The sequence below is a fragment of the Pararhizobium polonicum genome (assembly GCF_001687365.1).
GTDB classification, from domain to species: Bacteria; Pseudomonadota; Alphaproteobacteria; order Rhizobiales; family Rhizobiaceae; genus Pararhizobium; species Pararhizobium polonicum.
In genome coordinates this window covers 1-20,787 of the sequence record NZ_LGLV01000015.1, presented here as the reverse complement: position 1 = coordinate 20,787, position 20,787 = coordinate 1, and the positions used below count along the sequence as shown (strand labels likewise).

Here is a 20,787-nt window from a genome sequence, read left to right as displayed (position 1 = left end):
TGCGTCCTGCGGCTCGTCTTGTTCCTCTTCCCCGCATGAGCCGCTTGACCTTGCTGCCGAAACCCGCAATCTACTTCCGACATTTCAGCATAAACTTCCGGTTTCCTAACATCCACAGGATATGCAATGGCACGACGCCCGAAACTTGTGAACAGGCTCGGCGCGATCCCGGTTCATCCGGAACGTGACCCCGCCCACCCGCTGGTTGTTTTCGGCGACCATCGGTTCTGTGCCGGCGACAACATCAATGTGCGGCGCATGGAAGGCCCGCACATGCACAGCCAGATCGAACTCAACTTCGTGCTGGAAGGCGAAATGACCTACTGGTTCGACGGGCGCGAGCTCAGCGTTTCGCAGGGCCGGCTTTGCCTGTTCTGGGGCATGATCCCGCATCAGGTGACGCAGATTAAGGAGCCGACCCGGTTCATCTGCCTCTATGTGCCGATGTCCGTCTTCCTCGCTCTGCCGAGCCTCAGCCGTTTCCGCGATGCCGTCTTTCGCGGCGCGATGATCGAGGCGCTGGATATCCGCCCCTATGACCGCGACATCTTCATGCGCTGGCGGGAGGAGCTGCTGTCGGGAGACGAGGAGCTGGAGCGGATCGTGCGCGAGGAACTGGGCGCCCGCGTGCGCCGCCTTGACCGCGAGGGATGGCAGGACCTGCGCGAACAGGGCTCGGCCATCGCCTCCTTCGAACATCACGACGCGGACCGCATGTTCCATGTCGAGCGGATGATGCGGTTCATTACCGAGCACGCGCTGGAAAACATCTCCGCCGAGGATGTCGGGCGCGATGTCGGGCTGCATCCGAACTACGCCATGAGCATCTTCAAGCGCACGGTCGGCATGACGATCAATCAGTCGATCGTCCGGCACCGGCTGGATACCGCCCAATCCCTGCTGATTTCCACCGACCTGCCGATCACCTCGATCGCATTCGAGGCCGGTTTCGGCTCGCTCTCACGGTTCTACGAGGCATTTCATGAGCGGTTCGGCACCAAACCCGGCACATTCCGCCGCCGCCTCGCCAAGCCACCGCGGGCCCGCGAGGTGCACGCAACGGCCAGCGGGCAGATCGTGGCGGCCGATTGAAAGCAGCGCAGCCAAAGAGGTAAATTTATTTTACCTCTTGCCGTCTCGGCTCTTAACAACCGTTCTGCAAACATGGTATTGCCGGACATCCCTTGAGATGAAAGCCCGTGCCATGTCCAAAATCCTCGAAATCCGCGATCTGAAAGCCGCTGCCAAGCGACGCGTGCCGAAGATGTTCTTCGACTATGCCGACAGCGGCGCCTGGACCGAAGGGACTTATCGCGCCAACGAAGAGGATTTCCGCAACATCAAGCTGCGCCAGCGGGTGCTGGTCGACATGACCAACCGCTCGCTGGAAAGTACGATGATCGGCCAGAAGGTTTCTATGCCGGTGGCGCTTTCGCCGACCGGCCTGACCGGCATGCAGCACGCCGACGGCGAGATGCTGGCGGCAAAGGCGGCGGAAGAATTCGGCGTCCCCTTCACGCTGTCGACCATGAGCATCTGCTCGATCGAGGATGTGGCATCCGTAACGACAAAGCCCTTCTGGTTCCAGCTCTACGTCATGCGCGACCGGGAATTCGTCAAGAACCTGATCGATCGCGCCAAGGCGGCGAAATGCTCGGCACTGGTGCTGACGCTCGACCTGCAGATCCTGGGCCAGCGCCACAAGGATTTGCGCAACGGCCTCTCCGCCCCGCCGAAATTCACGCCGAAACATATCTGGCAGATGGCGACACGGCCGCTCTGGTGCCTGCAGATGCTGCAGACCAAGCGCCGCAGCTTCGGCAATATCGTCGGGCACGCCAAGAATGTCTCCGATCTTTCGTCGCTCTCATCCTGGACGGCGGAACAGTTCGACCCGCAGCTTTCGTGGGAAAATGTCGCAGAGATCAAGGAAATGTGGGGCGGCCCGCTGATCCTGAAAGGCATTCTCGACGTCGAGGACGCAAAGATGGCAGCCCGCACCGGCGCAGACGCGATCATCGTCTCCAACCATGGCGGCCGCCAGCTCGATGGCGCTCCCTCTTCCATCAGCATGCTGCCGAAGATCGTCGACGCGGTCGGCGACCAGATCGAAGTCCATCTCGACGGCGGCATCCGGTCCGGGCAGGATGTCCTCAAAGCCATCGCCCTCGGCGCCAAGGGCACCTATATCGGCCGCCCCTTCCTCTATGGCCTCGGCGCCGGCGGCAAAGCCGGCGTGACGACGGCGCTCGAGATCATCCACAAGGAACTCGACATCACCATGGCGCTCTGCGGCAAGCGGGATATCCGCGATATCAACCGGGATGTGATTGCGCAGTGACCCGCGCTTATGCGGGCGTAACAGTCAGGCTGACACCAAGCGCCTTGACCACACCGAGAAGCGTCGAGAGCTTGGGATCACCTTCCGCGCTCAAAGCCTTGTAAAGAGCCTCTCGTGTTACACCTGCATCCTTGGCAACTTGCGTCATGCCTCTTGCCCGGGCAACAACGCCGAGCGCAGCGGTGATGTAGGCCGGATCGCCGGTTTCAAAGGCATCGCTGAGAAGCTCGGCCTGTGATTCAGCTGTGTCAAGATATTGTGCCGCATCAAACGGCAGCGTTTCAATCGCCATGACCTATGTCCAAATCGCCCGCCATTGTCTTGGCTCTCTTGATGTCCCTGCTCTGTGTACTTTTATCACCACCGCAGAGAAGAATGACCAGAACAGTTCCGCGCTGAACGAAATAGACGCGGTAACCTGGGCCCTGATCGACACGCAGTTCGCCAATACCATCGAAAAACTTCACATCGCCGAAAAGACCAGCCTGCAAACGTACAACGCGCTGAGCAATACGCGTTCTGGCTCGCCCGTCTTTCAGGCTTTCAAGCCAATCCCGGAAAATGACAGTTTGGCGAACTTCCATTCTCAAACCCTAGATTACAGGAAAAACTGTAAACTACAATTCACAACTCCGGCATGGCGACGATCGAACGATCGCTTTCGGAATGTCACGTGAAGAGCGCTCAACTCCCCCGATAGGTCGAGTAGCTGAAGGGCGAGAGCAGCAGCGGCACGTGATAATGGCTGGCCGCATCGGCGATCCCGAAGCGCAAGGGGATAAGATCGAGAAAGGCGGGCTCCGGCAGGCTGGCGCCGGTTCCGCGCAGATAGTCTCCCGCATGAAACAGCAGTTCATAGGCTCCGGCTGTAAGGGCTTCCCCTTCCAGCATCGGCCCATCGACACGTCCGTCGGCATTGGTTTCGACCGTGCGCAGCAGGCGGCGCACATCACCCTCGATCCGGAACAGGTCGATCTTCAGGCCCTTGGCGGGTTTGCCGAGCGCGGTGTCGAGGACATGGGTGGTCAGGCGGCCGGACGTGCTCATGGAAACCTCGCGTTCAAACTGGGTTCGGAATGACGAAGGGTTCGTCATAGAAGACTTCTTCCAGATTGTTGCCCGGCCCGTCGCGATCGACAACCAGAAAATCACTGACCGCGCCGACGGCCATCAGCGGATGGTGCCAGACATTGCGGCCGTAATTGACCCCTTGCGCGCCGGTTGCCAGAAACACGCGTGGCGTCCCCGGCTTCCCATTATCATCCGGTGCCGCGATGGCAAGCCAGGAGCCGCCGCCGATCGGCGAGAAGCTTTGCGAGCCCAGAGGATGGCGCTCCATCATCGTCACGGCATAGGGAAAGCCGCGCGGCTGGCCGCGGAAGATATTGATGATCACGGAGGCTCCCTCGCCCGCAACATCGGCCCGCGCCAGAGCATGATACCGCTCGGTCGAACCACCGTTGATCAGCCGCATGGACGCCGGATCGACCTCGATGACCGTACCGAAGGGAGCGAACGCGGCCTGCGTCAGCGGCTCAATCGTCAACAGGCGAGGCATCAGATCATCGATCCCGTCACAAAAACGCTTGGCAACATGGTCTCAGGCATGGTCTTCCCCCGGAAGCAGTGAACGCAAACGCAACAGCGCGATCTTTTCGACCTGCGCTGACGCCGTTTCAAATTCCTCCTGCGGGCCATTGTCAATCCGCGTTTCGAAAGCGGCAAGAATGTCGTCCTTGCTCAGCCCCTTCACCGCGACAATGAAGGGAAAGCCGAATTTTTCCGTGTAGGCGGTGTTCAGTTCGGTAAAGCGCGCATGCTCAGCGACTGTGAGCCGATCGAGGCCGGCCGAGGCCTGTTCGGCCTTTGAATCTTCCGTCAGACCTCCGGCAATCGCCAGTTTTCCCGCCAGGTCGGGATGCGCCCTAAGAACAGCGAGACGCTCGGCATCAGATGCTGCGCGGAATGCGGCAACAAGCGCTGCATGCACGGCACCGGCCGTCAGCGCGATATGCGGGTCCTGGTCGAAGGCGCGTTCCGCCACCCAGGGCGAATGCTCGAAGATGCCGCCGAACTGTGCGACGAAGCTTTCTTGCGCGCTCATCACAATCCGCCCTCCGGCTTGTGATGCTCATGCCAGTGCCGGGCAATATCGATGCGTTTCGGAATCCAGACCTTCTCATGGCCGAGCACATAATCGACGAAGCGGGCGAGCGCCGCGGCCCGGCCGGGGCGGCCGACAAGGCGGCAGTGCAGGCCGACATTCATCATCTTCGGGCTGCCCTCCTTGCCCTCGGCATAAAGCACGTCAAATGTGTCTTTGAGGTAGGTGAAGAACTGGTCGCCCGAATTGAAACCCTGCGGCGTCGCAAAGCGCATGTCGTTGGCGTCGAGCGTATAGGGAATGATCAGGTGCGGCTTGTCCTTGGTCAGGCCCGGCACCCAATAGGGCAGTTCATCCGCATAGCTGTCAGAGGAATAGACGAAACCGCCCTCCTCCAGCACCAGCTTCAAGGTGTTGGCAGACGGCTTGCCCTGATACATGCCGAGCGGGTGCGATCCGGTCAGTTCCCTGTGCAGGCGCACGGCCTCGAGGATGTGCCTGCGTTCCTCTTCCTCGGAAAAATCCTTGTATTCCAGCCAGCGGTAACCGTGGCTGGCGATCTCCCAGCCGGCTTCCTTCATGGCGGCGACCGCGTCCGGGTTGCGCGCCATGGCGAGCGTTACGCCATAGACAGTGACATCGACGTTGCGGCTGGTGAACATCCGCCAGAGCCGCCAGAAGCCGGCGCGCGAACCGTATTCGTAGATCGATTCCATATTGAGATTGCGCTGGCCGGGCCAGGGCTGCGCGCCGACGATTTCCGACAGCAGCGATTCCGACGCCTTGTCGCCATCGAGAATGGAGCTTTCGCCGCCCTCCTCGTAATTGACCACGAACTGGACCGCGATATGCGCATCGCCCGGCCAGCGAACCTGTGGAGAATTGCGGCCATAGCCGATGAGATCGCGCGGATAGGATTGGTCTGCCATCAAATCACCCTTCGAATTTGCCGGAACGGTAGCATCCGAGACCGGAAAGTCGAAGTGCAAATGGTGGTTATCCTGCTCTGTCCAAGGTTGGAACAAGCTGTCGCGCCGACCGCAACAACCGGATTTTTTCAGCTACCAGTTCGCCTGCAGCCGGCGAACGGCCAGGGCCGCCTTTGCCTCGAAGAAACGCGGCAATGCGTCCGATATCGCCGCCGTCCTTATCTGGGCGCTCGATGCGACGGGCCGATGCTCCGACAGCTTGCCGAGCGGATGCTGCGAATGGACGCGCAGCGGCGCTCCCGGCTCCTGTTCGATGAACAGCGCGATGCTGGAGATTTTCAGCGGGGCGTCGAGAACAGGGCTGAAAAAATCACGCAAAGCAGTTTCAAAGCGGGCATTGAGATTGGGATGAACCGGGCCTGTCAGCATCATGTGAAAGCGGAATTCATCCATCACATAGGGGTAGCCCCAGCGGTGAAGGTTGGAGAATTGCGGTGCGGTCAGGCGGTCCGGGTCACGCCGCTCGATCTCGGCATCGCTGAGCGGCGCGCGAAAAGGATCGAAAGCCTGAACCACGGAGGCCGCCAGATGGTTCATCTGCTCACACGGAACCGAAGGCGCAAGGCCGAAGAATTCGCCCAGCCGCGCAATTTCCATCCGGGGGATTTCGAACGGCGTCATCGTGCTGGCGAAATGCATCAGCGCCTTGAGAAGCGCCGGCTCGCTGGTTTCAGCGTGGAGATGGAACGGCGCCTTGATCGTTCCGTGAAACCCGTAGCGGCGCGGCACCGCCGTGTGGAACGCCAGTTCCTGCCGGCTGAACCCGGCAATCGACGGTGCCTCCGGCGCCTCGCCCGAATAGACGTTGCGGCCAAGCCAGCTTGCCGCGGCGACCGACAAGGGATCGTACATCGACGGCGTAAAATAGATGGCGTACCGCATGGGCTCCGCTCCGTTGCAACTCGTTCTGAGACCGGAGTTAAGCGATTTGCATGACAGAATGACGAAGGTACGCGGCAGCGTGACGGCGATCGCGATCGGATCGTCCCGGCCGACAGAACGGCAGGCGTGCCAAAAATCACCGGAACCAACCGGCCTTTGCTTCGTTTGCTCTACGGTAACACCAAGAACGGAGAACAAACATGACGTACCAGGACAGCACCATTCAGGACGCCAACATCAAGGAAACCCACGACCTGATCGCCAGCGACAAGGTCGAAGGCACCCGCGTTTACGGTCAGGACGGCAAGCATATCGGCTCGATCGAGCGGGTGATCCTGGAAAAGCGCAGCGGCCGCGTCTCCTATGCGGTTCTCGGTTTCGGCGGCTTCCTCGGCATTGGCGAGGATCACTATCCGCTTCCCTGGCAAAAGCTCAGCTATGACGAGAGCCTTGGCGGCTATCGCACCGATATCACCCGCGAGCAGGTCGAAAGCGCACCGAAATATCACGGCGATGACGAATACGACTGGAACAAGGAAAACGGCCGCCGCGTCTACGATTACTACGGGGTTCCCCCGTACTGGATGTAACCATTCTTCTTCAGCACCCAAGAGAGCCTTGCGCAAGCGAGGCTCTCTTGCCTTTCACGACGCGCGCAGCAGCGAAACATGCGCCCGGCAGTGGAAGCTGCCGGGCAGCGCTTCATCCGTCCGTCCCGCCATTTCACCGATCACGCTGGCCGCAAGGCGATGCGCCAAGCCGAAACTGATCTTGAAGCCCCCGGTCAGGGTATAAAGCCGCTCATGATCGGGATGGCGCCCGACCATCGGGTCGCGGCCGATCGCCTTTGGCCGCAGCCCGGCCCAGCGTTCGACGATCGGCGCATCGCGAAGCAAGGGAACCACTGCCCTTGCCCGCATCAACAGGTCTTCAAGCAGGACATCGTTCGACAGGGGCTCGGCGAAACTGTTTTCGCTGGTGCTTCCCACAGCGACCAGGCCGTTGTCATGCGGCACCACATAGAGCCCATCCATGAAAATCACCGGCAGGGCTGAATCGATATCGGCTTTCAGCACCGCCGCCTGTCCTTTGACAGCCGTGCCGCTGGAAGTGGAGGCCGGCATATGCTCAAGCGCATCGAGATGCGGAAACGACTGCACGCCGGCAGCAAGAATGCAGGTCCCGAAAGACAGCGACTGCCCGTCGCGAAATGTCGCCTTTCCCGCGACCGGATCGAGACCGCCAAGCGCCCGCCCCTCTTCGATCCGCACATGACGGGATTGCCGCAGAAACTGGGCCAGTACGGCCAGAAGCCGGCGTGGATCGACACGGGCGGCCAGCGTATCGAGCACCACGCCGCTTGCCATGGCCTCGCTTTCCGGCCAGCCGGCAGCCGCGGGATCGTCCTGCACATGCCAGAAAAACTGTTTGCCGTCCTGGCGCCAATGCGCAAGAGCGTCCTGTTCGTGACGCAGCGCGATGGTTCGCAGATGCGGCTTGGGCAACGGCATCAGCCGTCCCGAGCGGCGATAACCGGCGGACATCCCGGTCTGTGCTTCAAGGCCGGCGATCTCCGCTTCCAGCGAAACCAGGGCATCGAACTGGAACTGCTTCTTGATATCCCAGCGATCCGGCATATACGGCATCAGAGCGCCAAGCACCCCGCCGCTGGCGCCGGCACCGATCCTGTCGCGCTCGACGAGGACCGTTTTCAATCCCGCCCGCTCGGCCATCACGGCGGCCCAGAGCCCCATGATGCCGCCGCCGACAATCAACAGATCCGCCATCGATTGACCTTCTAAAGCGTGGAGACTATCGGTTTGCCATGACCCGCGAGAACTTGGACCTGACGCCCGCGCCGGACGTAAAAATCCCGGAAGCCACCACCCCGGACCGGCAAACCCTTGAATGGCACGAGGGCGATATGCCCTATTCGCAGGAATTTGGCGACCACTTTTATTGCCGCGAGGATGGCCGGCTGGAATGCGGCCATGTCTTTCTCCAGGGCAACGGCCTGCCGCAGCGCTGGCAACACGCAGCCAATTTCCGGATCGGCGAACTCGGCTTCGGTACGGGTCTGAATTTCTGCGAAACCTGGCGGCAATGGAAAGAAACCCGCGTCGGGGACGCAGAGCTTCATTTCGTCTCGTTCGAACGGTTTCCCATGCGGGCTGACGATATCGGCCGGGCGCTGTCGCGCTGGCCGGAAATCGAGGCGGAACGGTTGGCCCTTTGCGCGCAGTGGCCGCAACAACCAGGTGGCCGTATAGACCTCGATTTCCCCGGCGGCATGCGCCTTACCGTCGTCTGCGGCATCGCCTTCGAGGAGATCGCCCGGTTCGATAGCCTGTTCGATGCCTGGTATCTTGACGGCTTCGCTCCCCGCCGCAATCCGGACATGTGGTCGCAAGAGCTGATGCGGCTCGTCTGCGAAAAGACCGTCGATGGCGGCACGTTCGCGACCTATGCGGCGGCCGGTTTCGTCCGCCGCAATCTTCAGGACGCGGGCTTTTCAGTCCAGCGAAACCCGGGCTTCGGCAGCAAACGCGAAATGCTGTGCGGCATGAAAACGGCATCTCGCAACGGCTGAAACCACTCGCAAAGCCGGGGGAGTGTTACCCCTGATTTCTAACGGAAATTTAATGAAACTCTAAGGCAACAAAGCCACATTTCAAAGCTTTTATATCCTTGTACGAGCAAGACATGACCGGTAGGCGGCCATCGCTCGAACACAAGGAACAGGACCATGTTTTCGTTGAGAACAGCAATTACCACCGGCCTGGTCGCCCTGACACTTGCGGGCACCACGCTTGCCACCACCGCCGATGCCAATGCCCGCGATCGCTTCTGGCCCGGCTTGGCCACCGGCCTTGTCGGCGGAGCGATCATCGGCGGAGCGTTGAGCCAGCCACGCTACTATGCGCCTCCGGCCTATTACCGGCCTGTGTACCGCCCCTATGTCGTCGTCAACGAATATCCCCGTTGCCACACTGTCTGGCGCCAAAACGCCTGGGGCGATCAGTACAGAGCCCGTGTCTGCTCCTGATGTCCGCCTCGCCGGATAAGAATACAATGTCAGGGCAGGCATCCGAGCCTGCCCTACCTCTCTTCCCTTTCCCGTCAGGTGGACATGGCAGAACGGACTGACGAAATCAGTTTGTCCGTCGGCAGGTTGCTATAGTCTTTGCTGATTTCCATCGTGGTTTTCGCACGGGTGATCGTGGACAGCATGGCACGCAAGTCACCAAGCGTCTGCGGTGCCGCGCAGACGACGAGATGGTCGAAGGCGCCCTCCTGCGCATAGCCGTGAAGCTTGCTTGCCACCTCCGAGGTGAAGCGCAGTTGCTCCTCGCGGACCGGATCGCTTGAATATTCCATCGCCGAACGGCCATGCCCTACGGACGAGTGGCTTCGTCCGGGTTTGTCGGCCATGATGTCCTGAGCGCGCTTGGTGTCCAGCTGAAAGATCTCCTGCTCGAGACTCTGGTGTCCATCTTTGAGAAAGTTCACGCCCTTCAAAAGACGCGCCTGATTTCCGTCGGCGGCAAGAATCCATGTGGTGGTCATTGTTCACTCCTCGAGCAGTGCCTCAACGTCCATATGTCCGCGGTACCGGCGGCACCGGGACTGAACGCCAGCCGCGCCACATCCCAGGATGAGGCACGTGGAGGAAACAACGCGGCGGCAAAGAGGATGGTTCCTTTAAAAAGGGCCGCCCCGCAAAACTACCGGGCGAAATCGGCTACGAGCAACCATTCTCTCCATTCCCGGCAAAACAGCCGCTATGATCCGAAGGAATCACATATCGGACCCCAGATGGCTGAACCGCTGAAGAACCTCCTGCATCCGGCTCTCGTGAAAACGATGGCGGATCAGATCGCTGCAAATGCCAATGCATTCGACACGGCGCGCTTTGTCGCTGCCGCCACGCACGACATGCAGCAACTGGAATTGATGCAGCGCTCCCTGCAGATTCGCGATGCCCTTGGCGAGACCTTGCCGGACGATTTCAGCAAGGCAGCGGCCATTCTCTCCGCAAGCTTGCCGAAGAACCGGCACAGCGGACTGACGGGCTGGGCTCTCCTGCCGGTCAGCCAGTTCATCGCGCAAAGAGGCCTTGGACACTTCGATCTGTCGCTGGACCTCCTGAAACAGCTGACGCCGCATTTCACCGCCGAATTCGGAATCCGCCCCTTCATTCATGCCGATCAGGACCGGGCGCTGGCAACGATTCGCCTGTGGACGGCTGACGCCAACCACCATGTCCGCAGGCTGGCCAGCGAAGGGACCCGGCCGCGCCTTCCCTGGGCGATGCGGCTGCCCGCGCTGATGCGCGATCCGCAGCCCATCCTGCCTATCCTCACGTCACTGCTGGACGATCCGGAAGATTATGTCCGCCGGTCCGTTGCCAACAGTCTGAACGATATCGCCAAGGATCACCCCGGCCTCGTCGCCGAATTCGTCGGCAGACATATCGGCGACGCATCCGTTGAACGGCGGCAGTTGCTGCGGCATGCTTCGCGCACACTTCTCAAGAAAGGACATGCCGTAGCACTTGCCAATTTCGGCTTCGCCCCGCTCTCCGGTGTCCATGCGGCCCTGCATGTCCAGACGGAGAGCGTCGATTTCGGCGGCGCACTCGGCTTCACGCTCGTCCTCGTCAATAACGGCACGGCACAGCAGCAGGTCATGATCGATTACGCGGTCCACCATCGCAAGGCCAATGGCAGTCTGGCGCCAAAAGTCTTCAAGTGGAAAAGCCTGACGCTTGCAGCCGGCGAGACGATCGAGATGGCCCGCCGGCATGCGATCCGCGCCATCACCACGCGGCAATATTACCCCGGCGGCCACCGGCTCGAAATCCTTGTGAACGGCGCCGTCCTCGCCAACGCGGATTTCCAGCTTGTCATGCCTTGAGCCCCGCTCTCTTCGCAGCTGCAAAAAACTATCACTTGACTTTTGACTGCAAAACAACGACATGAAGCCCAGCGTCACCTTCTGGCCGCCGCGTGAGCGAGCCCTGCGGGATCTAACCGATCCGTACCGAAGGATAAGCGCAACACAGAATGTCTTGCCAACCGTGGCAAGATGCATGCGCTAGACGAGATTAATCAACCCACAAGTTCCCAAATCACGCGGGGTTCTTGACGCGAAGCGAAACCGGAACCGCATGGTGCTGTTCCGGCGTTGTTCGTTTTGCGCCCCCGAAAAGGTACTACATTGACCACTTTTAAAGACCTTGGCCTCTCCGAGCACGTGCTTTCGACCCTCACCTCCCTTGGGTTCGATACGCCGACGCCGATCCAGGCCGAAGCCATTCCGCTCGTGATGGAAGGCCATGACCTCATCGGTCTCGCCCAGACTGGCACCGGCAAGACGGCCGCTTTCGGCCTGCCGATGATCGAAAAGATGCTGAAGGACGACAAGCGTCCCGATCCGCGCAACATCCGCGCCCTCGTTCTGGCGCCGACCCGCGAACTGGTGAACCAGATCGCCGCCAACCTGAAGGACTTCGTCAAGAAGACCCCCTTGAAGATCGGCCTCGTCGTCGGCGGCGCATCGATCAACAAGCAGTCCGAGCAGCTGGCCCGCGGCGTCGACATCCTTGTCGCCACCCCCGGCCGTCTTCTCGATCTCGTCGCCCGCCGTGCCGTGACGCTGACCCAGGCCCGCTATCTCGTGCTTGACGAAGCCGACCAGATGCTCGACCTTGGCTTCATCCACGATCTGCGCAAGATTTCCAAGCTGGTTCCGAAGAATCGCCAGACGCTGCTGTTTTCGGCCACCATGCCGAAGGCGATCGCCGATCTGTCCGCTGAATACCTGAGCAACCCGAAGCGTGTCGAAGTCACGCCTCCGGGCAAGGCTGCCGACAAGGTCGAGCAGTACGTACACTTCGTCCAGGGTGCCAGCCAGAAGACCGAGCTTCTCAAGAAGTCGCTGACCGAGAACCCGCAGGGCCTCGCCCTCGTCTTCTCGCGCACCAAGCATGGCGCCGAAAAACTGATGAAGCATCTTGAGCATGTCGGCTTCTCCGTCGCCTCGATCCACGGCAACAAGAGCCAGGGCCAGCGCGAGCGTGCCTTGAAGAATTTCCGTGACGGCCAGACCCGCGTTCTCGTCGCCACCGACGTTGCCGCCCGCGGCATCGACGTTCCCGGCGTCACCCATGTCTACAACTACGATCTGCCGGAAGTGGCCGACGCCTACGTTCACCGCATTGGCCGCACGGCCCGTGCCGGCCGCGACGGTATTGCCATCGCCTTCTGCGCCCCGGACGAAATCCGCCTGCTGCGCGACATTGAGCGCCTGATGAACATCGACATCGCGGTTGCCAGCGGTGAAGTTCCCGCCGACCGGGCTCGCCCGAAGGGTGGCCGCGGCGGCAATGGCGCCCGCAACGCACAGCGTCCGGCCGGCAACGGCCATGCCGAACGCCGTCCGCGTCCGCAGGGTGGCAGCGACAATGTTCACCGCGCTGAACGTTCGGCTCCGAGCCCGTTTGCCGGCGACGATCTGCTGGCAACCGGCGAGCCGAAGAAGCAGCACCGCAAGGGTCAGGGCCCGGCCGCACAGGCAGCCCACGAGCAGGCTCTTGCCAAGCGCCCCGGCGGCAACCGCAATGGTCGTCCTGGCCAGAAGCAGGGCGAATGGCGCAACCGCAACCACGGCGGTGGCAATGCCGCTGGTGGCCAGAGTCGCGAAGGCGGCGCCGGTGCGCAGGGCCAGCGCAAGCGCGCCAACACGGCGCCGCGCCGCGACGAGGCATAAGCCTTTCGCATCCGGTATTTTTTAAAGATTGAAAGACGGCGGGGCAAAAACCCCGCCGTTTTGATTCGGGGATCAACGCCCGGCGAGCGCCGCCGGCACCGTACCCTCTCCCGCTTCGATGAAATTTGCCTGTGCATTGGCCGATTTGCGAAGTTGTGCGTTCACCTTAGAGCTGAACAATCCAAAGGAGACCGCTATGGCCAAGACTTTTGATCTATCCGACTTCTCCGAAGATGAACTGACCGCCCTGATCGATAAGGCGACGAGCCTTCGACAGACAAGGCGCGACAGCCGTGATCGTGAACTCTCGCCGGCTGCTGATGGTTCGAAAGGGCAGGATGTGAGGGACCCCGATCACGGTGTCATCACCGCGCCGACACCGCGCGACGTCAGAAAGGCTGGCCCCGCACATGGCGTGCCGGAAAAAGCCCAACGCACGAGCGATTGATCGGACAGAAGCACGACCCAAGACAATTACCGCCTCTCGCGGGTGGATGGGACCATCCAGCCGCGCCTATGCCGGAACCGGCACAGCCTTGCGGTTCGTCAGATAAACCCCGGCAACCGCAATCACCGTCCCAATAATCATCGGCAGCGTCAGCGCTTCATCGAAGAACAGCCACGCCTGCAGTGCTGCCAGCGGCGGCACCAGATAGATGAGTGACGCTGCCTTGGAGACCTGCCCCCGGCGGATGAGATAGAGCAGCAGGGCGATCGCGCCCATCGACAAGCCGAGGACCGCCCAGGCCAGGGCCGCAAACAGCTGCACGCTCCAGATCACCCGCATATCCTCCAGGAAAAATGCCAGCGGCACGGTGACGATCAGAGCACCGACATATTGCAGCGTCGCGATCGAGCGAATGTCGCCATCCTGCAGATACCGCTTCTGATGGATGGTGCCGTAGGTGACGGCCGTCATGCCCAGCACGTTGATGACCACCGGAAGCAGATGGATCGGTGTCGACCCTGTATCGATGATCAGAACCTTGGGCACGACGGCAAGCGCGATACCGAGAAAGCCGAGCACGAGCCCCAGCTTCTGCTGGCCCGACAGGTTTTCGCCGATCAGGGCCGGCGCGACAACGGCCGTCATCAGCGGCTGCAATCCGGCGATAATGCCGGAAATCGCCGCCGGGACGCCCTGCCCGATCGCCCACCAGACGGAGCCGAGATAGAGCCCGTGCAGGAAGATACCCGAGATGACCGCATGTCCGGCCGTTTTCCACGTCTTGGGCCATGCCGCGCCGGTCGCAAGACAGAAGCCGACGAACAGCAACGCCGCCAGAAGATAACGCATCACCAGGAAGGTCAGCGGGTCGGCATAGATGTCGGCATATTTCGCCATCACCCATCCGGTCGACCAGAGCAGAACGAAAATGGCCGGAGCCAGGCGGTCGAGGGTCATTCGGGCTCCCTGAGGCGATGTCGTGATCCGTCATTGCGATAGAGACACCCGCGCCGATGGTCAAAGCAAAATTCGTGATGATTATCATCAGCCATCGACAAGAAAGTTGCCTTTATTATCCGCCTAAAAATAAGGCAAAACAACTCCCGGCAGTCGCGCCTCCGCACACCCGGCGAAACCGTTCTTCGGAGTTCGAACAGGGGTGCAGCGAAATATGCATCATATGGCGGCAAAAAGACGGGGAGCGGCTCAAAAAACAGGCGATCTTTCATCGAAATTTCTTTTGCCCTGAAATGTGCATGCTTCTTGCTTTGCCTCCGCTGTTGTACTCAAATGGCAAAAAAGGGGATCACACCGTTGGCATTTGACGAAATGATGAATGCGGACAATAGCCCGCGCCAGCCATATACGACTTACAATGATTGGTACGCAGCTCAGGACAAGGCCCGCCTGATTGCAAAATCGAAAGAGGCCGAGAACATCTTCCGCAAGACGGGCATAACCTTCGCGGTCTACGGACACGCAGACAGCTCCGAAAAGCTCATCCCCTTCGACCTGATACCGCGCATCATCTCCGGCCGCGAATGGCGCAAGCTGGCCCAGGGCATCGAGCAGCGGGTCATCGCCCTCAATGCTTTCCTCGACGACATCTACCACAAGCAGGAGATCATCAAGGCGGGCCGCATTCCCCGCGAACTGATCGAGCGCAATGTCGCCTTCCTGCCGCAGATGATCGGCTTCCGGCCGCCGGGCGGCGTCTACACCCATATCGTCGGCACCGACATCGTGCGCACCGGCGAAGACCAGTTCTATGTTCTGGAAGACAATGCCCGCACGCCGTCCGGTGTCAGCTACATGCTGGAAAACCGCGAGACGATGATGCAGATGTTCCCCGAACTCTTCCATCAGAACCGCGTCCGCCCGGTCGAAAACTATCCTTACCTGCTGCGCCATTCGCTGGCATCGCTCGCCCCTCCCGGCTGCGAAGGCAAGCCCCGCGTCGCCGTCCTCACGCCCGGCATCTACAACTCCGCCTATTACGAACATGCGTTCCTTGCAGACATGATGGGCGTCGAGCTTGTCGAAGGTTCGGACCTGCGCGTCATCGACGGCAAGGTGAAGATGCGCACCACGCGCGGCTACGAGGCGATCGACGTGCTCTACCGCCGCGTCGATGACGATTATCTCGATCCGCTGACCTTCAAGCCCGAATCCGCGCTCGGCGTTCCCGGCATCATGGATGTCTACCGCGCCGGCAACATCACCATCGCCAATGCGCCGGGCACCGGCATCTGCGACGACAAGGCGATCTATTCCTACATGCCGGAGATCGTCGAATTCTATACCGGCCGCAAGGCCCTGCTGGAGAACGTGCCGACCTGGCGCTGTTCGGAAGCCGACAGTCTCAAATACGTGCTCGAAAACCTCGCCGACCTCGTCGTCAAGGAAGTACACGGCTCGGGCGGCTACGGCATGCTGGTCGGCCCGACCGCATCCAAGAAAGAGCGGACCGCTTTCGCCGAAAAGCTGAAAGCCCGGCCGGCAAACTACATTGCCCAACCGACACTTTCGCTTTCGACAGTGCCAATCCTCGTCAACAAGGGCATCGCGCCACGCCATGTGGACCTGCGCCCTTATGTCCTCGTCTCCGACAAGGTGCAGATCATTCCGGGCGGGCTCACCCGCGTGGCTTTGAAGGCCGGCTCGCTGGTGGTGAATTCCAGCCAGGGCGGCGGCACCAAGGATACCTGGGTTCTGGAGGACTGATACGAAATGCTTGGAAGAACCGCAAACGGCCTCTACTGGATGTTCCGCTATATCGAGCGGGCGGAAAACAGCGCCCGGCTGATCGATGCCGGCCTGCGCATGTCGCTGACCCGCTCGGAAGCGACCGAAGACGATTGGGACGGCGTGCTGCAAAGCTCCGGTGTCCGCGACATCTACGACGATCTCTATGACACGCTGACGAGCGCCGACGCCATCGACTTCCTGCTGCGCGACAAGGCCAATCCCTCCAGCGTGATGTCGTGCATCGATTCGGGTCGCAACAATGCCCGCATGGTGCGCACCGCGCTGACACGGGAAACCTGGGAAGCCACCAACGAATGCTGGCTGGATCTCAAAACCATGCTGGCACGGCGCGTCAAGCCGGCCGACCTGCCGGAAGCGATCGATGCGATCAAGCGCAAGACCGCGCTGATCCGCGGCGCCTTTCATGGAACGATGCTGCGCAACGAGATCTTCAACTTCTCGCGCATCGGCACCTTCATCGAACGGGCCGACAACACCGCGCGTATTCTCGACGTCAAATATTACGTGCTTCTGCCGGCCGTTTCGCAGGTCGGCTCCTCGATCGACAACGTCCAGTGGGAATCGATCCTGCGCTCGGTTTCGGCGCATCGCTCCTACGGCTGGGTCTACGAGGCGGAATACAAGCCGTCCAACATCGCCGATTTCCTGATCCTCAACGGCCGCATGCCGCGCTCGCTTGCCTATTGCTACGACAAGATCGTCAGCAATCTCGGCTATCTGGCACGTGAATACGGCGAAGGCCACGCAGCACACGCGACGGCGGAAGGGACCCTGTCGTCGCTGCGCAATCATTCGATCAAGGACGTGATGGATCAGGGGCTGCACGAGTACATCGAGAACTTCATCAGTCATAATAACCGTCTGGGACAGGAAATCTCCGACGGTTACCGGTTCAACTGAGATTCGGATGGGAGAGAGCATATGCGTCTGAAGATCAGCCATACCACCGAATACACCTATGCCGAACCGGTCCAGTATTCGTTGCAGCGCCTGCGGCTGACGCCGCTGACACAGCCTGGCCAGACCGTCATCAGTTGGGAAACCTCTGTCGAAGGCGCCAAGCTGGAGGTCGGTTATGACGACCATTTCGGCAACCGCGTCAATCTGGTCAGCGTCAACGGCGACCAGACGTCCATCCGCATCGTTGCGTCGGGCGAGGTGGAAACGGAAGACAAGGCCGGCGTCTATGGCGTGCATCAGGCCTATGCGCCGCTCTGGCTCTACCTGCGCGAAACGCCGCTGACGAAGATGGCCAAGCCGATCCGCAATCTCGCCAAGGCGATGACCGGTGACACCGATCTTGCCAAGATGCATGCCCTGATGGGTACGATCGCCGAGACCGTCGAATATCGGCAGGGCGAAACCGGAACGGAAACGACGGCGGAACAGGCCCTTCTGCAAAAGAGCGGCGTCTGCCAGGATCATGCCCATATCATGATCGCTGCGGCGCGCACGCTCGGCCTGCCCGCCCGCTATATCTCCGGCTACTTGATGATGGCGGATCAGCCGGAACAGACCGCCAGCCACGCCTGGGCAGAGGTGCACCTGAGTGGCCTCGGCTGGGTCGGTTTCGACGCCGCCAACAAGATGTGCCCGGACGAGCGCTATGTCCGCATCGCCTGCGGGCTGGACTACCGCGACGCCGCGCCGATCTCCGGCCTGATCCATGGCTCGTCGAGCGAAGCCCTCAAGGTTTCCGTGACCGTCGAGCAGCAGGAACAGAGCCAGACGCAGAGTCAGTAGCGGTTCAACCTCTCCAACGCTGACATTTACTCAATACCTATTCTAGTTTAAACTTTAAACCAGAAGTGGAGGCGCCTCTATGTCGAAGATCGGTGCATTCGAAGCGAAAACCCATTTTTCATCACTGCTGGACCGTGTGGCAAATGGTGAAGAAATCACGATCACCAAACATGGAAAGGCGATTGCGCGGCTTGTAAGCGCTGAATCCATTGAAGCGGTGGCGCCTGCAAGCGCTTTTCAGAAGCTGAAAGAACTGCGCCGGACCAATACACTGGGCGGCATTTCATGGAAAGAACTGCGGGATGAAGGCCGGAAATGACAATTGTCATTGATGCTTCGATTGCACTCGCATGGTGTTTCGAGGATGAGGCTTCGGAGGAAACCGATGCCGTGGCGCAGGACGTGATCGCAAACGGCGGCCTCGTTCCGTCGCTCTTCCATCTGGAACTTGCAAACGTATTGCTCCAGGCCGAACGGCGCGGGCGTATCTCGGCCTCCGAGATTGCTCAAAGGCTCGACCTGCTTGCCCAGATGCCCATTGAGACCGATCTGCAAACGGTAGGCAGAGCATGGAGTGAAACGCTGTCTCTTGCCAGAGCACATAAATTGACGAGCTATGACGCGGCGTATCTTGAATTGGCATCACGCAAAGGTGCAATTCTCGCCACGAAGGACAAGGCGCTTGCTGGAGCAGCGCGTCAGATTGGTGTTGTCGTCAGAGGTTCGTAGGCCTTCATACGGCATCGATATCTTGTGGCCATTCATACGGCCCTGATAGCCCTTTCGATCGCAGCGCCACTCAGGCCCAGAATCGGAAAAGGCGGAGCAAATGCCCCGCCTTCCCTGATTTCAAAATGCCGTGCAGATCAGTGGCTGTCCTTGCCAACCGCGTTTCCGCGACATCCCTTGAGGAAGTCGAGGTCGGCGCCGGTATCGGCCCCTTCGACATGCTGCTGGTGCAGGAAGGCGTAGCCCGATGTCGGCAGATCATGGTTCGGCTGCCATTCGGCAAGCCGCTGCGCCAGTTCCGCTTCGGAAATGTCGAGGTGCAGGCGGCGGTTCGGCACGTCGAGTTCGATGAAGTCGCCATTCTTGACGACGGCGAGCGGGCCGCCGACCGCCGCTTCCGGCGAGGTATGCAGCACGACTGTGCCATAGGCCGTTCCGGACATGCGGGCATCGGAAATGCGCACCATGTCGGTGATGCCCTTCTTCAGCACTTTTGGCGGAAGACCCATGTTGCCGACCTCGGCCATGCCCGGATAGCCCTTCGGTCCACAGTTCTTCATGACCATGATGCAGGTCTCGTCGATGTCGAGATTGTCGTCGTTGATCTTGGCCTTGTAGTCGTCGATGTCCTCGAACACCACCGCGCGGCCCCGATGCGTCAACAGATGCGGCGAAGCGGCGGACGGCTTCAGCACCGCGCCCTTCGGTGCGAGATTGCCACGCACCACGACGATGCCGCCCGATTGGGTCAGCGCCTTGTCGGTTGGCAGGATGACGTCCTCGTTCCAGTTGACGACGTCCTTGACCTCGTCCCACATGGTTTCGCCGGACACCGTCAGCGCATCCTTGTGCAGCAAGCCCGCCTCGCCGAGGCGCTTGATGACCACCGGCAGGCCGCCGGCATAGAAGAACTCTTCCATCAGGTACTTGCCCGACGGCATCAGGTTGACGATGGTCGGCACGTCGCGGCCACAGCGATCCCAGTCGTCCAGCGTCAGATCGATGCCGACGCGGCCGGCCATGGCCAGCAGGTGGATGACGGCGTTGGTCGATCCGCCGATGGCGGCGTTGGTGCGGATGGCGTTTTCGAAGGCCTGCTTGGTCATGATGTCGGAGGGCTTCAGGTCGTCCTTGACCATCTGCACGATCCGGCGGCCAGTCAGCTGCGCCATGACCTTGCGGCGGGAATCGACCCCCGGGATCGCGGCATTGCCTGACAGAGCCATGCCGAGCGCTTCAGCCATGGAGGCCATGGTAGAGGCGGTACCCATGGTATTGCAGGTGCCCGACGAACGGCTCATCGAGGCTTCAGCCTCCAGGAACTCGTCCTGCGTCATCTCGCCGGCCTTCACCATCTCGGAGAATTTCCACAGATGCGTGCCGGAGCCGACACGCTCGCCACGGAAATAACCGTTCAGCATCGGACCGCCGGTGACGACGATCGAGGGCAGATCGACGGAGGCCGCGGCCATGATCAGCGACGGCGTGGTCTTGTCGCAACCGACCAACAACACGCAGCCGTCCATCGGCTGGCCGCGGATCGTCTCTTCGATCGCCAGTGCCGCCAGGTTGCGGTACATCATCGCAGTCGGCCGGAAGGTGTTTTCGGATGCCGAGAATACCGGCACTTCCATCGGGAAGCCGCCGGCCTCCCACACGCCGGCCTTCACCTTCTCGGCCAGTTCGCGCAGATGACCGTTGCACGGCGTCATATCCGACCAGGTATTGAGGATGCCGATCACCGGGCGCCCGTCGAACAGGTCGTGCGGATATCCCTGGTTCTTCATCCAGCCGCGGTGGTAGATCACGTCGCGGCTCGTGCCGCCGTACCATTCCTGCGACCTCAGCTTGCGCGGCCATTCCGCTTTCTTAAACATCATTCTCGTCCTTTGAAGCCCCGGAGACCGGACCGGCCCTTTTGGCCGATCCGCCGGAAAAGTCCTTATGCCAGCGTGTAGGCGGTCTTCACGACGGTGAAGAATTCGGCCGCATACTTGCCCTGCTCGCGCGA

Annotated in this window: 25 protein-coding genes; 14 read left to right on the top strand and 11 right to left on the bottom strand. The window is 60.8% G+C overall.

Annotated features, from left to right (window positions below; genetic code table 11):
* The first annotated feature begins 126 nt into the window (after positions 1–126).
* Positions 127–1,092 (top strand): helix-turn-helix domain-containing protein, encoded by a 966-nt coding sequence (locus tag ADU59_RS22145; RefSeq protein ID WP_068956618.1) that lies wholly within the window; start codon positions 127–129, stop codon positions 1,090–1,092.
* Positions 1,093–1,204: 112 nt separating this feature from the next.
* A complete protein-coding gene (locus ADU59_RS22140; RefSeq protein ID WP_068956616.1) occupies positions 1,205–2,341 on the top strand; it encodes an alpha-hydroxy acid oxidase in 1,137 nt (378 codons plus the stop codon).
* Positions 2,342–2,348: 7 nt separating this feature from the next.
* On the opposite strand, the gene ADU59_RS22135 is transcribed toward ADU59_RS22140, so the two are convergent.
* The 7 genes from ADU59_RS22135 to ADU59_RS22105 all read right to left on the bottom strand — a co-directional run bounded on the left by ADU59_RS22135 (position 2,349) and on the right by ADU59_RS22105 (position 6,316).
* Positions 2,349–2,633 (bottom strand): addiction module antidote protein, encoded by a 285-nt coding sequence (locus ADU59_RS22135; protein WP_068956614.1) that lies wholly within the window; start codon positions 2,631–2,633, stop codon positions 2,349–2,351.
* Positions 2,623–2,925: a type II toxin-antitoxin system RelE/ParE family toxin gene (locus tag ADU59_RS29770; RefSeq protein WP_083198395.1), complete on the bottom strand. Its 303-nt coding sequence runs from the start codon at positions 2,923–2,925 to the stop codon at positions 2,623–2,625. The genes ADU59_RS22135 and ADU59_RS29770 overlap by 11 nt, the downstream gene beginning before the upstream one ends.
* A 100-nt stretch (positions 2,926–3,025) precedes the next feature.
* The gene (gene uraH / locus ADU59_RS22125; RefSeq protein WP_068956610.1) at positions 3,026–3,388 is read right to left on the bottom strand and encodes a hydroxyisourate hydrolase; all 363 of its coding nucleotides are present in this window, start codon (positions 3,386–3,388) and stop codon (positions 3,026–3,028) included.
* Between the two features lie 13 nt (positions 3,389–3,401).
* The gene (locus tag ADU59_RS22120) at positions 3,402–3,899 is read right to left on the bottom strand and encodes an ureidoglycolate lyase (protein WP_068956608.1); all 498 of its coding nucleotides are present in this window, start codon (positions 3,897–3,899) and stop codon (positions 3,402–3,404) included.
* Positions 3,900–3,941: 42 nt separating this feature from the next.
* Positions 3,942–4,445: a 2-oxo-4-hydroxy-4-carboxy-5-ureidoimidazoline decarboxylase gene (gene uraD / locus ADU59_RS22115; protein ID WP_068956606.1), complete on the bottom strand. Its 504-nt coding sequence runs from the start codon at positions 4,443–4,445 to the stop codon at positions 3,942–3,944.
* The gene (gene puuE / locus ADU59_RS22110; protein ID WP_068956944.1) at positions 4,445–5,374 is read right to left on the bottom strand and encodes an allantoinase PuuE; all 930 of its coding nucleotides are present in this window, start codon (positions 5,372–5,374) and stop codon (positions 4,445–4,447) included. The genes uraD and puuE overlap by 1 nt, the downstream gene beginning before the upstream one ends.
* 132 nt (positions 5,375–5,506) lie before the next feature.
* Positions 5,507–6,316 carry a DUF1045 domain-containing protein gene (locus ADU59_RS22105; protein WP_068956604.1) on the bottom strand — a complete coding sequence of 270 codons (810 nt, stop codon included), beginning with the start codon at positions 6,314–6,316 and terminating at the stop codon, positions 5,507–5,509.
* A gap of 200 nt (positions 6,317–6,516) precedes the next feature.
* Here ADU59_RS22105 and ADU59_RS22100 point away from each other — a divergent pair, with 200 nt between their 5' ends.
* Positions 6,517–6,906, top strand: a complete 390-nt coding sequence (locus ADU59_RS22100) for a PRC-barrel domain-containing protein (RefSeq protein ID WP_068956602.1) — start codon at positions 6,517–6,519, stop codon at positions 6,904–6,906.
* Between the two features lie 54 nt (positions 6,907–6,960).
* Here the strand turns inward: ADU59_RS22100 and ADU59_RS22095 are convergent, their stop codons facing one another.
* Positions 6,961–8,103: an NAD(P)/FAD-dependent oxidoreductase gene (locus tag ADU59_RS22095; RefSeq protein ID WP_068956600.1), complete on the bottom strand. Its 1,143-nt coding sequence runs from the start codon at positions 8,101–8,103 to the stop codon at positions 6,961–6,963.
* Between the two features lie 38 nt (positions 8,104–8,141).
* Between ADU59_RS22095 and mnmC2 the strand changes: the two genes are divergently transcribed.
* Positions 8,142–8,906 (top strand): tRNA (5-methylaminomethyl-2-thiouridine)(34)-methyltransferase MnmC2, encoded by a 765-nt coding sequence (gene mnmC2, locus ADU59_RS22090; RefSeq protein WP_068956597.1) that lies wholly within the window; start codon positions 8,142–8,144, stop codon positions 8,904–8,906.
* A gap of 156 nt (positions 8,907–9,062) precedes the next feature.
* Positions 9,063–9,362: a hypothetical protein gene (locus ADU59_RS22085; RefSeq protein ID WP_068956595.1), complete on the top strand. Its 300-nt coding sequence runs from the start codon at positions 9,063–9,065 to the stop codon at positions 9,360–9,362.
* A gap of 74 nt (positions 9,363–9,436) precedes the next feature.
* Here the strand turns inward: ADU59_RS22085 and ADU59_RS22080 are convergent, their stop codons facing one another.
* Positions 9,437–9,883 (bottom strand): host attachment protein, encoded by a 447-nt coding sequence (locus ADU59_RS22080; protein ID WP_068956593.1) that lies wholly within the window; start codon positions 9,881–9,883, stop codon positions 9,437–9,439.
* Between the two features lie 249 nt (positions 9,884–10,132).
* On the opposite strand from ADU59_RS22080, the gene ADU59_RS22075 reads away from it, so the two are divergent.
* The 3 genes from ADU59_RS22075 (at position 10,133) to ADU59_RS22065 (ending at position 13,535) form a co-directional block, all read left to right on the top strand.
* The gene (locus ADU59_RS22075; RefSeq protein ID WP_068956591.1) at positions 10,133–11,233 is read left to right on the top strand and encodes a DNA alkylation repair protein; all 1,101 of its coding nucleotides are present in this window, start codon (positions 10,133–10,135) and stop codon (positions 11,231–11,233) included.
* 303 nt (positions 11,234–11,536) lie between these two features.
* Complete coding sequence (locus ADU59_RS22070) at positions 11,537–13,087, top strand: DEAD/DEAH box helicase (protein ID WP_068956589.1); 1,551 nt, start codon at positions 11,537–11,539, stop codon at positions 13,085–13,087.
* Positions 13,088–13,283: 196 nt separating this feature from the next.
* Positions 13,284–13,535 carry a hypothetical protein gene (locus ADU59_RS22065; RefSeq protein ID WP_068956587.1) on the top strand — a complete coding sequence of 84 codons (252 nt, stop codon included), beginning with the start codon at positions 13,284–13,286 and terminating at the stop codon, positions 13,533–13,535.
* A gap of 66 nt (positions 13,536–13,601) precedes the next feature.
* Here ADU59_RS22065 and ADU59_RS22060 read toward each other — a convergent pair whose 3' ends face one another.
* A complete protein-coding gene (locus tag ADU59_RS22060; protein ID WP_068956585.1) occupies positions 13,602–14,492 on the bottom strand; it encodes a DMT family transporter in 891 nt (296 codons plus the stop codon).
* Positions 14,493–14,548: 56 nt separating this feature from the next.
* Here ADU59_RS22060 and ADU59_RS30375 point away from each other — a divergent pair, with 56 nt between their 5' ends.
* The 6 genes from ADU59_RS30375 (at position 14,549) to ADU59_RS22035 (ending at position 18,776) form a co-directional block, all read left to right on the top strand.
* Positions 14,549–14,860: a hypothetical protein gene (locus tag ADU59_RS30375; protein ID WP_139093207.1), complete on the top strand. Its 312-nt coding sequence runs from the start codon at positions 14,549–14,551 to the stop codon at positions 14,858–14,860.
* Positions 14,861–14,864: 4 nt separating this feature from the next.
* The gene (locus ADU59_RS22055) at positions 14,865–16,259 is read left to right on the top strand and encodes a circularly permuted type 2 ATP-grasp protein (protein ID WP_083198384.1); all 1,395 of its coding nucleotides are present in this window, start codon (positions 14,865–14,867) and stop codon (positions 16,257–16,259) included.
* 6 nt (positions 16,260–16,265) lie between these two features.
* Positions 16,266–17,204 (top strand): alpha-E domain-containing protein, encoded by a 939-nt coding sequence (locus ADU59_RS22050; RefSeq protein WP_068956581.1) that lies wholly within the window; start codon positions 16,266–16,268, stop codon positions 17,202–17,204.
* 21 nt (positions 17,205–17,225) lie between these two features.
* Positions 17,226–18,047 (top strand): transglutaminase family protein, encoded by an 822-nt coding sequence (locus ADU59_RS22045; protein ID WP_068956579.1) that lies wholly within the window; start codon positions 17,226–17,228, stop codon positions 18,045–18,047.
* A gap of 79 nt (positions 18,048–18,126) precedes the next feature.
* Complete coding sequence (locus ADU59_RS22040; RefSeq protein ID WP_068956577.1) at positions 18,127–18,366, top strand: type II toxin-antitoxin system Phd/YefM family antitoxin; 240 nt, start codon at positions 18,127–18,129, stop codon at positions 18,364–18,366.
* Positions 18,363–18,776, top strand: a complete 414-nt coding sequence (locus ADU59_RS22035) for a type II toxin-antitoxin system VapC family toxin (protein WP_068956575.1) — start codon at positions 18,363–18,365, stop codon at positions 18,774–18,776. The genes ADU59_RS22040 and ADU59_RS22035 overlap by 4 nt, the downstream gene beginning before the upstream one ends.
* Positions 18,777–18,913: 137 nt before the next feature.
* Here the strand turns inward: ADU59_RS22035 and araD are convergent, their stop codons facing one another.
* Entirely contained in the window at positions 18,914–20,653 is a 1,740-nt protein-coding gene (araD, locus tag ADU59_RS22030) for an L-arabinonate dehydratase (protein ID WP_083198394.1), read from the bottom strand.
* Between the last annotated feature and the right edge of the window lie 134 nt (positions 20,654–20,787).